Raw genomic sequence first — 12,955 nt, 5'->3', positions numbered from 1 at the left:
GAGCGTTTGCGATTGCTGGGGCGTGGAGCTCGATTGAGTCACGTTGCGTGCGCGCCTTTCGCTCCGGCAACAGCGCGACAGCGCAGTGAGCGTGCTTGCGTCGCAATGGGCTGCGTTGATCAGCGTGAACACGGCAACCCAAGCAAGAACGCTGTTGTAGGAGCGCGCTTGCGCGCGAGGGCTTTCCCGGTAACGCCCCATCGCGCGCGAGCGCGCTCCTACGATGGCTGCGGCAATGATTTGTCTAGATCGTTTGTGATTGCTGGGGCGTACAGCTTGATTGAGTCACGTTGCGTCCGCGCCTTTCGCGCTCGCGACAGTGCGGTGAGCGAGCTTGCGTCGCATCGCGTGAGTTGATCAGCGTGAACACGGCAACCTAAGCAACACCGCTGTTGTAGGAGCGCGCTTGCGCGCGAGGGCCTTCCCGGGAACGCCCCATCGCGCGCAAGCGCGCTCCTACGACAGCCCAGCAACTGCCCGCTTGGTTGCTATATCGCTGCCTTTGCGATCAGCAAAGGCAGCGTCGCAGGCATGGCCACGACGCTGCCACTGAACCGGCTAACGCAGTCAACGCGCTTGCGAATGCCGCACCGACTCCTGCTGCGTTGCCTGCTCTAATGCGGCAGCATCGCGCTCGGGCGACGGTCCCAATGCCTGCAAGCGCTGCAGGCTGGCTTCCACCGGCGCTTCCTGCGCCGCCTTGGCGTCGAAGCTGCCGCGCAGGTGCGCCGGTGAATCGAGCGCGCCCTGGACCACGAAGCCGCGGGCCGGGTCGTTCCCGAGCAGCACGTGGTCGACGCGCTGTAACCCATGCTCACGCGCGGCCACCAGCGATCCCAGTGCCAGACGCTCGCTGTCCATGCCCGGCGTGGGGCCATGCGCGCCTTCCAGTCGCCCCACGGCGGCGGTGCATTGCTGCAGCAGCCCATGGTCCGGATGCGCAGGGTCGCGCGGATCAGGCACTGCCGCGGTTGCGGCCGCCGGGCGCGGTGCCACATCGGCGTCGATGCGTTGCAGCCGGCCGTCGAACTGGCCGTCGGCGCCGTCTGCGATGCGTTGCAGGCGCTCGGCAAAGGCCGCAGGCTGCCCGCCCACATTGCGCGCCATCGCGATGGCGAATTGCTCGGTGTCGGATGGCTGGCCGTTGCCGACCAGTAATGCCAACGGGCTTGCGCCGATCTTGTTGGCCGTGGCGGCGGTCTGGGTCTGCTGCAGCAACGCCTGCATCTGCTGCTCGCTGAACACCAGCGTGGTTTTCTGCCCGGCTTGAATCGCACCAGTGCCCGCCATGTCGCCGCTGATCGCGCTATTGAGCGATTGCGCCATGGCTTTTTCTTCGCTGGCCTCGTTGCGGCCGCCCAGGCGTTGCATCAGCCCGGGGGTGGCAACGTCGCCGTCGATTTCGAAACGGTAGCTGCGCTCCTGCACGCGTTCGACATTGTTGCCGTCGTAGTGGCGCAGCACTGTCAGTGGCACGTTATCGCCGTATTTCAGCTGCTGCACCACGGCGTAGCCGTCCTGGCCGGGTTCACTGATGCGGATCTGGCTGCCTTCATTGCGGGTGCCCCCCAGATCGGCGTCGAGCGGGCCCAGTTGCAACTGCATGCGCTGCTGCGAACTGAAACCGATCCGCTCCAGCGTCTGAATCTGATCCACGCCGGGCGTGCCGGGCGCAACCTCGCCCGTGCGCGCGAACGCAGTCATGGCTTCGACGGCGCGTGGATCGCCCAGGTCGAACTGAGCGCTCTGCACACGTGAAGTGCCAAGGCGGTCGGTGCGGCCAACCAGGGCCTGCGCGGGGCCGGCCTTGAGTCCGATCGCGTTGGCCGCTTCGATGGCGTCATTGGGGCCGGTGGCCACGCGCACGTGGCGCTCGTCCACGCGTTCGATCAGATAGCTGCGGCCGCTGGCTTCGGTGATCTTGCTCTGCATCGCAACCTGTTGCAGGTCTGCCTTGACCTCGCGTTGTGCGAAGGCCTGGCTATCGAGCACTGCACGAGCGCCCACCGGCAAGCTCTCCGGTTGCAGCGGGTTCACCTGCGTGGCTGCGTCCAGTGATTGATCGGCGCCAGGCAGCGTCAGCGTGTAGCGCATGCGCTGGCCCGCGGCCACGCCGGCTTCCAGGTTCAACGTGCCGCTGCCGAGTTTGGTCTGCCGGCTTTGCTGCAAGCCGGTCTGCGCGTCTGCTTCCAGGCTGAAGGTGGTGGTCTTTGCATCGGCATCGCTGACCACGCCCAGGCTCTGCGAGCTGGCGCTGCGCAGGCTGGTTTCGCCCAGCGGCTGCGTCGCATTGCCGCTGCTCTGCTGGATGCTCTGCGTGTGCTTGACCGACTGTTCGCCCGGGTTGAGACCCAGGCTGCGGCCACCCGGCCCGTTGGCCGCAAATTCGCTACCGGTGCTGCCGTAGGTTGGATCAAACGCGCCCTGCTGCGCGTCTGCAATGATCTGTGCATCGCGATCCGCATCGTGCGGACCCGGGCCAGTGGAGGCCTGGTTCATCGGATTGCTCCTTGCATGCTGCGCTGACGCAGCGGGGGGCGAAGTATATCGCCGAGGTTTTTCGCGATTATCAACAGGTCGTTATGCGGCTGCCGGGATCCGGCAACCGCATGACGTCACGCACGTGGATCAGCGCGTCGAAGGCGCCGGCGTTGCCGGCGGCGTTGCAGTAGTGCCCTTGGCCTGCCACCCGCACATCTGGCCCTGGTTCTGCTGTTTGAGCCATTCCTGCATCGGTGCGAAATATTCCAGCATCGGGCCGGCATCGAGCGTGTCCTTGCCGGTGACTTCCTTCAGCGTGGTCTGCCAGGGCTGGCTGGAGCCGCGTTGCAGCATCGACCAGAATTTCTGGCCGGCTTCCTTGTTGCCGTAGAAGCTGCATTCGTACAACGGGCCCTGGTGGCCGGCGGCATCGCACAGGCCCTTGTAGAACTGGAACTGCAGGATGTGCGCGAGAAAATAGCGGGTGTAGGGCGTGTTGCCGGGCACGTGGTATTTGGCGCCGGCATCGAAGAAGTCTTCGCCGCGCGGGCTCACCGGTGCCACGCCCTGGTAGGTGGCCTTCAACTCCCACCAGGCCTGGTTGTAGCGCTCCGGCGGGATCGAGCCGTCGAATACGCCCCAGCGCCAGCGGTCGATCATCAACCCGAACGGCAGAAAGGCCACCTTGCTCAGCGCCATGCGCATCTGCGAATTGATCAGTGCCTCGCGCCCGCTCTGCTGCTCGCCAACCATGCCGATCGACTGCAGGTACTTGGGGGTCATCGCCAGCACGATGGTGTCGCCGATGGCTTCGTGGAAGCCGTCGTTGGCGCCATTCTGGAACAACGGCGGCAACGGGTTGTAGGCCATGTCGTAATAGATGTGGCCAAGCTCATGGTAGATGGTGGTGAAGTCTTCTTCAGTGGGGCGGATGCACATCTTGGTGCGCACGTCCGGGCCGATGCCCGCGTTCGGCTCGCCACCCATGTTCATGTCCCACGCGCTGGCGTGGCAGACCACGTCGCGGTCCAGTGGCTTGATGAACTGCGAGCGTTGCCAATAGGTGTCCGGCAACTTCGGCATGCCCAGCGACGTATAGAAATCCTGCGCGCGTTCGGTCATCTGCTGGGCAGTGCGCAGTTGCGCGTCGCGCTCGGCGAGGAAGCGTGCAGCTGCGCCGCCATCGCCACCGGTATTGCGCGCCAGCGCGGCGCTCAGGTTGCCCTGGTACTGTTTTTCCAGTGCCGAGGTGATGTCCAGGTCGCCCGCACCGGGATAGGGCTGCAGCAGATCCCACAGGTTGCTCCAGTCCTGCTGCCACATGTTGCCCATCAGGTGCGCGGGCAGCATGCCGCCGGCCACCTCGCCCTTGTCCTTGCCGTACTGCGTGTCCAGCTTGCCGCGCGCGTAGCACTGCAGCTGTGTGTACAGCGGTTTGAGCTGTTCCCACAGGCGGTCGGTTTCGCTGGCCAGTTGCGCCGGCGGCATGTCGTAGCCGCTGCGCCACATCGCACCGACATCGGCAAAGCCCATGCCGCGTGCACCGTCGTTGGCGAGCTCGACAAAGCGCTGGTAGTCCTTGCGCATTGGTTGCGCGGTGGCGTGCCAGCCTTGCCAGGCTTGCAGTTGTTCGTCGTAGTCGCGGCTGCGTGCCAGCACTTGTTCGAGCTCGCCCAGCTGGCGGCAACGGCGTTGCTCGTCGTCACCGGTGCAGGCGCTGCCCGCGCCGTAGTCGCCTTCCATCTTCGCGGCGATACGTGTGAGTTCGGCCAGCTTGGCCGGGTCGCGCGGAGCGGGCAGGGCGCTCATCAGTTTGAGTAATTGCAGCGCACGCGCGCTGTCGGCGGACATCGGCGTGCCGGCGTACTGCTTGGATTGGTCGATCCAGCGATCCAGCTGGCTCAGCGCGCGCTCGTTGGCCTTGGCCGCCAGCAATTGCGAGTCGCCGTTGATGTAGGTCGACGACAGCCACTGCGCGGCAGTCATTTCCGGATACGCCGCCTTGTATTCGGCACTGATGCGCGCCACGAACTGGTCGGCGCTTTCGCTGGGTGCGGCCTTGGTGGTGGCGGGCTTGGGCGTCGGCGCCGCATCCTGGCGGCATGACGACAGCGACAACGTACCGGCGGCAACGGCGAGCGCCAGCAACAGCAGACGAGGATTCACGGGTGGTCCTTGCGGTGAAGTCCGGCGAAGGCTAGAGCGCGCCGGGGTTCAGGGCAAGCAAAAGCGCCATGCGTGCTGCATGGCGCCGGTGAAGCGGCAAGCGTACGCGGCGCCGGGCTCAGCCGGTGCAGCTGGCGAACACGTCGCGCTCGCGGGCGTAGACGCTGGTCTTGACCTGCAGCAGGCCGAGCACCGAGGGAAACAGCGCGTCCTGATCGGTGTATTGGCCGGCGCGATGGCGCAGGCAGGCTTCGTCCAGGCCACGGTCGCGGGCGAACTCCGGCGAGAACCACATCACCATCGGCACGTGGGTCTGCTCCTTGGGCGCAATCGCATACGGCACACCATGCAGATACAGGCCTTTTTCGCCCAGCGATTCACCGTGGTCGGAGAGGTAGATCATCGCGGTGTCGTAGTCCGGCATCCCACGCAGCGCGTGGATGGCCTGGGCGAGGAAGTGATCGGTGTAGGTGATGGAGTTGTCGTAGGCGTTGACGATCTGCTGGCGGCTGCAACTGCCCAGGTCGGCGGTCTTGCACACCGGTTTGAAGCGTTCGAACGCAGCCGGGTAGCGTTCGAAATAGCTCGGCCCATGGCTGCCCAACTGGTGCAGCACCACCACGCGATCGCCTGGCCTGGCACGCACCTGCGCGGCCAGATCGCCGAGCAGGATCTCGTCCATGCAGCGCCCATCGGCGCACAGGCCCGGGGTGGTGGCGTTGTCCAGTTGTTCGATCTGCAAGCCGTCGCACACGCCCTTGCAGCCGGACTGGTTGTCGCGCCACAGCGTGGAGATGCCGGCGTGCTCGAGCACATGCAGCAGCGACTGATGGCCGCGGATCATGTCTTCGTTGTAATCGCGCCGGCCGAACGGCGAGAACATGCACGGCACCGAGACCTCGGTACTGGTGCCGCACGAATGCATGTCCGGGAAGTTGATCACCCCGGCCTGCGCCAGCTCCGGCGTGGTCTGGCGCGCGTAGCCGCTGAGGCCCCAGTTCTGCGCACGTGCGGTTTCGCCCAGCACCACCAGCAACAGGCGCGGGCGGCTGCCGGCCGCGCGCGGCGTGGCCATCGCATCATGCTCGACCGGCTGCTTGGGCGCATGCTTGATCGGCGAATCGGATTTGAGGTTCTGGCGCAATGCGACGATGTAGTTGATCGGCGTGGCCAGGTAGCGCACTTCGCGGTGATTGCGCATCAGTGCCGAAATGTCCTGCGACGACAACATGGTGCCGGCGGCACCCACCACCGCCACGGCCAGCAGGAATCCCAGCCGGACCAGCAGCGACTTGCCGGCACTGCGCGCACGCAGGCGCGTACGCCACAGCAGCACGGTGGGAACCAGGAAGTAGCACAGCAGCGGAAAGATCAGCCCCGGCGTAAGCAGCTCGCGCGATTCCTTGTGGTCGGTATGCAGCACGTTGCGCAGCATGTCCGCATCCAGATAGACGTTGTAGCTGTCCATGTAGTGCGCAGCTAGCGCGGTGGTGAACAGCAGCAGGGTCAGCAGCGGCTTGGCGTTCCAGCGCCACACCAGCAGGCCCAACAACAGCGCGTGCACGGCGACCAGCAGCGCCATCAACGAAATCGCAAACCCGATACTGCCCGGGTGCGTGGCCATTGCCGTGCGCCAGAACAACTGATTGCACACCAATGCGAAAAACAGGCTCGACAGCAACACCAGCGCTTCGGTCGACACGGTCGGCCGGGTACTCCATGTCAGCGCACGCGTGCTGGTGCGCCCGCGCGGTTCCGGCAACCAAGTGCTCATGCTGCATCCCCCGATGACAACATCGAATCAGACGCGCGATGCGGCCGTGCCAGCATCACGCAGTACAACGCCAGTGCCGTCAGCCAGCACACTGCCAACGACCATACATCGTGGGAGAGAAAATGCGCGCCGCGCAGTTGCTGCGCAACGCCGAAAATGAGACCTGCAACCAAGCCTACGCACAAACCTGGAACGCGCCACGCAGGACGCAGCGACAGCGCGCAGAAATACAGCGCAACCCAGGCGTATCCGGCACTGGCATGGCCTGCCGGAAAACAACCGGACGCGGCAACGCCCTGGCGCGATTCGAATAGCCCGATCATTGCCTGCGTGCCGCCATACCGGCTCAAATCCCAGGGGCAATCCATCGCCGTCCACGACTTGAACAACGACACCAGCGAGGTCGACAAGGCAACCGATGCGGCCAGATAGGTGAGCGGCCAACGCAGTACGCGCAGACGCGGCCTGCACCAGGCCGCCACCGCCAGAATGATGACGCTGACACCTGCAGCCGTGCTCAACCATTTACCAACGCGATGAATCACGCCACTGGTGAACCAATGGTCCTTGAGCAGCCAGTGCCCGCCTTCCATCCGGTACAGCGCATCGGCAATCCACTGGTCGCCGCCGGCGCCCATCAACAACGCGCTGAGCAACAGCACACCCGTCAGCGGCATCCACAGATGGCGCACAAAAAAGCGCTCCCGCGCATCAGAGACGGTGTGCGCCAGGACGGGCGCATGGACGGGAAGCGTACTCATCGGGATGTCGGCCTGTGTCATTGACCGGCATCTTCGAAACCCGGATGTCGGAGAGCGGTCGGACCGGAGTTGCTCAGTCGTTAATCGACATCGAGCATTCAGTCTGTATCGCCGTCGCTACCGGTTTGTTCGGTGTCGGATGCAGTAGCAATGCAACCGGCGTGCCACGCCGTGCCTGGCACCAATTGCCATTGATTGCGATTGGACTCGCCGATATCGATGCGTTGCGCTGGATCGATGCATGGCGGTACAGCCTGCTTGAGCACGAATAACCAGCGTTTTTCCGGCGCCTGCGCAAGCCACGGGCCTGCCTTGTCCCATTGCTGTTGCCAACTCGCCTTGAAGCCGAAGTCGGTCACTGCGCGGTCGGCCTGCAGCAGGTTCTGCTCGCGCCAAGCCAGCATGCCCAACTCGGCATCCGGGCCGATGCGCTGGCCCACCCGCTGCATCAATCGTGCGGACGAACTGTACGGATCCAGCGCCGGCATCAAGCCCAGGCCATACACCGTCCACAACGCGGCGGTCATCACGACCAACGCGGTGCCCGCGCGTTTGCCGCGCGACCATGCAGTGGCGGCCAAGCCGACCACGCCCAGGCCGATCAACCAGAAGCCCACCGACTGCAGCGAGGCGAGCTCCATGCCGCGCTTCACTGCGGTGTTTTCGGCCCAGTGCAGATGCAGCGCAATGCCGCCGCCCAGCACCAAACCGGCGACGGCAAGCAGCAGCACATACCCGGTCAGCAGCATTCGCACGCCGCGCCGGCGCAACAGCCCGGCCAGCAACGGCGCCGCGGCAATGCACAGCGCCGGCAGCATCGGGAAGATGTAGACCTCGCGCTTGCCAGGGCTGGCACTGAAAAACACCAGCACCAGCAGGCTCCACGCCAGCAGCAACAGCAGGCGTGGGTCGCCGCGGCGCAGCCGGCGCCACCACGCCGGCACCAGCCACGGCAGCAGCAGGCAACCCGGCAACCACAGCGTGGCGATCACCTGCAGGTAGTACCAGAACGGTTTGACGTGATGCCATGCGTGCGCATAGCGCGTGCCGGTCTGCTTGAACAACAGCTCATGCGCATAGGCATGCAACTGCGGGTTGTCGCTGTGCAGCAGTGCAATGCACAGCGGCCCCAACCACACCGCGGTGCCCGCCACGAAGGCCGGCAGCACCAGCAACCAGCTACGTCCTGCCTGCGCACGTGCCGGCAACACGCTCCAATGCGTGCGTCGCAGCGCCATCCACGGCAGCAACAGCAGCAGCGGCAGAAAGCCGACGCCTTTGGTCACCGTGCCGACACCGGCGGCAAACAACCCCAGCGTCCAGGCGCGCCAGTCCGGCCCGCGCAGCAGGTGTCGCAACATTCCCCACAACGCCAGCGTGGTCAGCGCCACCAGCACCATATCGATCTGCGCACGCTTGGCCATCAGGCCGAACTGCAGCACCGTGAACAAGGCCAGCACCGCATAGGCCGCCACGCGCCGATTCCACAGCCGGCGTGCGATATCCCAGGTCAGCCACAACGTGGCCAGCGCGGCCAGCAGCGACGGCAGCAGGAAGGCCACCGGCCAGTGCGGTATCGCCTCGTAGGTCGCCGCCTGCAACCACATGAACACCGGTGGTTTTTCGGCGTACAGCTCGCTGCCACGGTGCGGCAACAGCCACTGACCGGTCTCGACCATGGCGCGCGCAGCCAGCACGAAGCGCGGTTCGTCCGGCGGATTGGGCTGGCGCATGCCCAGACCGGCCAGCAGGCTGACGAGAATCAACAGCACTGCGGCCAGCAGCGCGCGCTGGCGGGATGGGGAAGCAGAGATGGCAGGCGACACGCGCACGCCCTGAGTAAATGCGGGCAGACACTATCTGGCAAGGGGGTCGGAAATTTGTCGGAACAAAGTGTGCCGCATCGAAGGAGGCAGCGCAGGCGTCGCAGTTGTGCGGGAGATTGGAGCGCAACCGATTGGAAGACCGCACCGGCGATACCGCTTGTGTTTGGCTGGCCTCGGTTAGGATGCGCACACTGTGCCTGCCGGGCCGCCCTGGAACCCCGCTCATGCGGCTACTGGTCATCGAAGACAACCGCAACATGGTCGCCAACCTGTTCGACTATTTCGAAGCGCGCGGGCACACCCTGGACGCGGCGCCCGATGGCATCACCGGCTTGCATCTGGCCACCACCCAGCACTACGACGCGCTGGTGCTGGACTGGATGATGCCGCGCATGGACGGGCCGGAAGTGCTGCGCCGGCTGCGCGAGCAGCACCAGTCCGAGCTGCCGGTGATCATGCTCACCGCGCGCGACGAACTGCCCGACAAGATCGCCGGCTTCCGCGCCGGCGCCGACGACTATCTGACCAAACCCTTCGCCCTGCCCGAGCTCGAAGTGCGTCTGGAGGCGCTGCTGGCGCGCGCGCAGGGGCGCCGCCGCGGCAAGCTGCTGCAGGTGGCCGACCTGCGGCTGGATCTGGCCACGCTGGACGCCACCCGCGCCGGTCAGGCGCTGCATTTGTACCCGGCCTGCCGCAAGTTGCTGGAGATCCTGATGCAGGCCAGCCCCGCCGTGGTCACCCGCCAGCGTCTGGAGCAGGCGCTGTGGGGCGACGATCCGCCCGACGGCGACATGCTGCGCTCCCACATCTACGAACTGCGCCGCAGCGTGGATGGCCCGTTCGCGCAAAAGCTCATCCACACCTTGCCGCGGCTGGGCTACCGGGTGGCCGCGCTGGAAGCCGCCGATGACGCCGCCACTGCCATCGAGTGCACCGATGGCTAAGCATCGCCCGCTGGGCCGGCGCGTGCTGGTCTGGCTGTTCGGCTACACCTTCCTGATGGTGCTAGCCGTGTTCGGCACCGCGCAGTACCTGCACGAACGCGCCGAGCATGGCGTGTGGCGCTCGCTGCTCAATTCGGAACTGGACAGCATCCTGGACCGCAGCGCGCAGGATCCGGGCTATCGCTGGCAGGATTCGGACACCTTGCGGTTGTTTCGCGTGGACGGCAGTGCGCAGGTGCCGCCGGCGCTGCGCAGCTTGCATCCCGGTCTGCATGACGATCTGGAGATCGCCGGCCGCCAGAGCGCGGTGATGGTGCGCGACACCACGCATGCCGGCCGCCTGGCGCTGGTGCTGGACATCACCGACTTCGAAGCACTGGAACACTTCCTCACCCGCTGGATGCTGGCCGCCGGCATCGCCTTGATCGCCATCACCGTGTTGATGGGCACCTATGCGATGGCGCGGCTGGTGCGTCCGCTGGTGGATCTTGCGCGCGATATCGGCGCATTGCGACCGGAGCGGCGCGACCAGCGCATTGCGGTGGGCCCGCAAGGCAGCACCGAGTTGTACGTGATCGCCGATGCCCTCAATGACTATCTCGAACGCAACGGCCAGTTCGTCGAGCGCGAGCGCGCCTTCATCGACAGCGCCAGCCACGAACTGCGCACGCCGATCGCGGTGATCGGCAACGCCGCCGAGCTGGCGCTGGAGCAACCGGACACGCCCGCCGTGGTGCGCCATCAACTGCAACGCATTGCGCAGACCAGCGGCGCGGTGGAACAGCTGATCACCTTGCTGCTGGTGCTGGCCAAGGACCCGGGCCGGCTGGTGCGCAGCAGCGACACGCTGCGCCTGGATCAATTGCTGCCGGAGATCGTGGCCGACCATGCGCACCTGTGCGCCGACAAGGACCTGCAACTGCAGGTCGCACCGCTGCCACCGTGCAGCCTGGTGGCGCCGGTGGCGATCGTGCAGACCGCCATTGGCAACCTGTTGCGCAACGCGATCGAGAACAGCGATCGCGGCATCATCCATATCGCGCTGGCGTCACCGGGCGTGGTGCAGATCACCGACCCCGGCCACGGCATGACGCCTGAAGAAATCAGTGCGATCTACGCGCGGCTGGCACGCGGCAACGCGCGTCAGGGCAACGGGATCGGCCTGGAATTGATTGGCCGCCTCTGCGAGCACCTGGGCTGGCACCTGCGCCTGGATTCCAGTGCGGGGCAGGGCACGGTGGCCACGCTGGATCTCAGTGGCGCGACACTGACCTAGCGCGCACCGCCGCGTTCGAACGCGGCACACCCATCACCCCGGCAACAGGCCGCGCGCAAGCAGCCAGCTGCGCGCATTCTCCGCATCCTGCTCGAACCAGGCGCGGGTCGATCCCAGCCGGTAGGTGTAGCCCCAGCTGTCCATGTCGGCCATCAGGCGCGCGCTGCCCACGCCGGGCAACTGCGCCGCCAGCAGGATCTGCAGATAACAAGTGGCGTCTTCTTCATCCACCGAATCGGTGGCATCGGTATGCACGGCGGCACGCTTGTCCGGCGGCAGCACGATCAAGTGCCCGGCCTCGTGCAGCATCGAATGCACCGGCGTGTCGTCGCGCACATACACATCGCAACCGATGATGCCCGCTTCCGGCTCACCCCAGAAACTGCCGGGAATCGGCGCATCCGCGTCCACATGCTGCAGGCGTAATCCGTACCGGGCCAGCAGGGCAGCGGGCGCGTCCAGGCCGATATCGCCCACGCACAACACGGCATCGGCGGCAGGCAGGGAAGAAGAGGGGGAGATGCTCACGCGCAGGGCTCGCGGTAGATGCAGGCCGCGGCAGGGCGCGGCGGCGGGTGGACCACAACAACACGGCACCGTGCGCACACGGTGCCGTGCAGCTTACTTGTCGCCGTCTTCCGGCAGGGCGACGGTGATGTCGAGCACATCGTGCTCGCCATCCTTGACCAGATCCACCCGTACCGCATCGGCATCGATGTTGACGTACTTCTTGATCACTTCCAGCAGTTCGCGCTGCATCAGCGGCAGATAATCCGGCCCACCGCGATGGTTACGTTCCTGCGCGATGATGATCTGCAAACGGTTCTTGGCCGTCTCGGCGGTGTTCTTCTTGCTCTTGAGAAAATCGAGCAGGCCCATGCTTACCCTCCGAACAGCTTGCTGAAGAAGCCTTTCTTCTCCACGGAAATGAATCGCATCGGGCGCTCTTCGCCCATGATGCGGGCGACTGCGTCGTCATACGCCTGGCCTGCCGGGGACTCGCCATCCAGGATCACCGGCTCGCCCTTGTTGGAGGCATTGAGCACGTCGCCGGATTCGGGAATCACGCCGATGGCTTTGAGCCCCAGCACTTCTTCCACGTCGGTGATGCTGAGCATCTCGCCGCCTTCCACGCGGCCCGGGCTGTAGCGGGTCAGCAGCAGGAAGGCCGGCACGTTCTTGCCTTCCTCGGCCTTGCGGGTCTTGGAATCGAGCAGGCCGATGATGCGGTCGGAGTCGCGCACCGAAGACACTTCCGGGTTCACCACCACCACCGCGCGGTCGGCGAAATACATTGCCAGGAACGCGCCTTTCTCGATACCTGCCGGCGAATCGCAGACGATGTATTCGAAGCCGTCGGCGGCCAGGTCCTTGAGCACCTTCTCCACGCCTTCCTGGGTCAGCGCGTCCTTGTCGCGGGTCTGCGAGGCAGCCAGCACGTACAGGTTGTCAAAGCGCTTGTCCTTGATCAGCGACTGCTTGAGCGTGGCTTCGCCATGCACGACGTTGACGAAGTCGTACACCACGCGCCGCTCGCAGCCCATGATCAGGTCCAGGTTGCGCAGACCGACGTCGAAGTCGATGACGGCGACCTTCTTGCCGCGCCGTGCCAGCCCGCAGGCCAGGCTCGCGCTGGTGGTGGTCTTGCCAACGCCGCCCTTGCCGGAGGTGACTACGATGATTTCAGCCAAAGGATTTCTCCGAAATATTTCTGTGGTTGGGCTGCG

10 protein-coding genes are annotated in these 12,955 nt (G+C 65.5%); 2 read left to right on the top strand and 8 right to left on the bottom strand.

Annotated features, from left to right (window positions below; all coding sequences use genetic code 11):
- Positions 1-567: 567 nt before the first annotated feature.
- The 5 genes from QRM60_RS03835 to QRM60_RS03815 all read right to left on the bottom strand — a co-directional run bounded on the left by QRM60_RS03835 (position 568) and on the right by QRM60_RS03815 (position 9,014).
- Complete coding sequence (locus QRM60_RS03835; protein ID WP_161962599.1) at positions 568-2,499, bottom strand: XVIPCD domain-containing protein; 1,932 nt, start codon at positions 2,497-2,499, stop codon at positions 568-570.
- A gap of 129 nt (positions 2,500-2,628) precedes the next feature.
- The gene (locus QRM60_RS03830; RefSeq protein WP_285445635.1) at positions 2,629-4,647 is read right to left on the bottom strand and encodes a M2 family metallopeptidase; all 2,019 of its coding nucleotides are present in this window, start codon (positions 4,645-4,647) and stop codon (positions 2,629-2,631) included.
- Between the two features lie 118 nt (positions 4,648-4,765).
- The gene (locus QRM60_RS03825; protein WP_285445634.1) at positions 4,766-6,421 is read right to left on the bottom strand and encodes a phosphoethanolamine--lipid A transferase; all 1,656 of its coding nucleotides are present in this window, start codon (positions 6,419-6,421) and stop codon (positions 4,766-4,768) included.
- Complete coding sequence (locus tag QRM60_RS03820) at positions 6,418-7,182, bottom strand: phosphatase PAP2 family protein (protein ID WP_285445633.1); 765 nt, start codon at positions 7,180-7,182, stop codon at positions 6,418-6,420. Before QRM60_RS03820 ends, QRM60_RS03825 begins: the two co-directional genes overlap by 4 nt.
- Positions 7,183-7,280: 98 nt before the next feature.
- Positions 7,281-9,014: a glycosyltransferase family 39 protein gene (locus tag QRM60_RS03815; RefSeq protein ID WP_161962600.1), complete on the bottom strand. Its 1,734-nt coding sequence runs from the start codon at positions 9,012-9,014 to the stop codon at positions 7,281-7,283.
- 218 nt (positions 9,015-9,232) lie between these two features.
- Between QRM60_RS03815 and QRM60_RS03810 the strand changes: the two genes are divergently transcribed.
- Positions 9,233-9,952 (top strand): response regulator transcription factor, encoded by a 720-nt coding sequence (locus QRM60_RS03810; protein ID WP_011036320.1) that lies wholly within the window; start codon positions 9,233-9,235, stop codon positions 9,950-9,952.
- Positions 9,945-11,228 carry a HAMP domain-containing sensor histidine kinase gene (locus tag QRM60_RS03805; RefSeq protein ID WP_012438974.1) on the top strand — a complete coding sequence of 428 codons (1,284 nt, stop codon included), beginning with the start codon at positions 9,945-9,947 and terminating at the stop codon, positions 11,226-11,228. The genes QRM60_RS03810 and QRM60_RS03805 overlap by 8 nt, the downstream gene beginning before the upstream one ends.
- Positions 11,229-11,261: 33 nt before the next feature.
- On the opposite strand, the gene QRM60_RS03800 is transcribed toward QRM60_RS03805, so the two are convergent.
- The 3 genes from QRM60_RS03800 to minD all read right to left on the bottom strand — a co-directional run bounded on the left by QRM60_RS03800 (position 11,262) and on the right by minD (position 12,919).
- Positions 11,262-11,762 (bottom strand): hypothetical protein, encoded by a 501-nt coding sequence (locus QRM60_RS03800; protein WP_161962687.1) that lies wholly within the window; start codon positions 11,760-11,762, stop codon positions 11,262-11,264.
- A gap of 87 nt (positions 11,763-11,849) precedes the next feature.
- Entirely contained in the window at positions 11,850-12,107 is a 258-nt protein-coding gene (minE, locus tag QRM60_RS03795) for a cell division topological specificity factor MinE (RefSeq protein ID WP_011036323.1), read from the bottom strand.
- Positions 12,108-12,109: 2 nt separating this feature from the next.
- The gene (gene minD / locus QRM60_RS03790) at positions 12,110-12,919 is read right to left on the bottom strand and encodes a septum site-determining protein MinD (protein ID WP_011036324.1); all 810 of its coding nucleotides are present in this window, start codon (positions 12,917-12,919) and stop codon (positions 12,110-12,112) included.
- Positions 12,920-12,955: the final 36 nt, after the last annotated feature.

The sequence above is a fragment of the Xanthomonas sp. fls2-241-TYG-148 genome (genome assembly GCF_030208815.1).
Lineage (GTDB): Bacteria > Pseudomonadota > Gammaproteobacteria > Xanthomonadales > Xanthomonadaceae > Xanthomonas > Xanthomonas campestris.
This window is presented reverse-complemented; position numbering and strand designations above follow the sequence as displayed.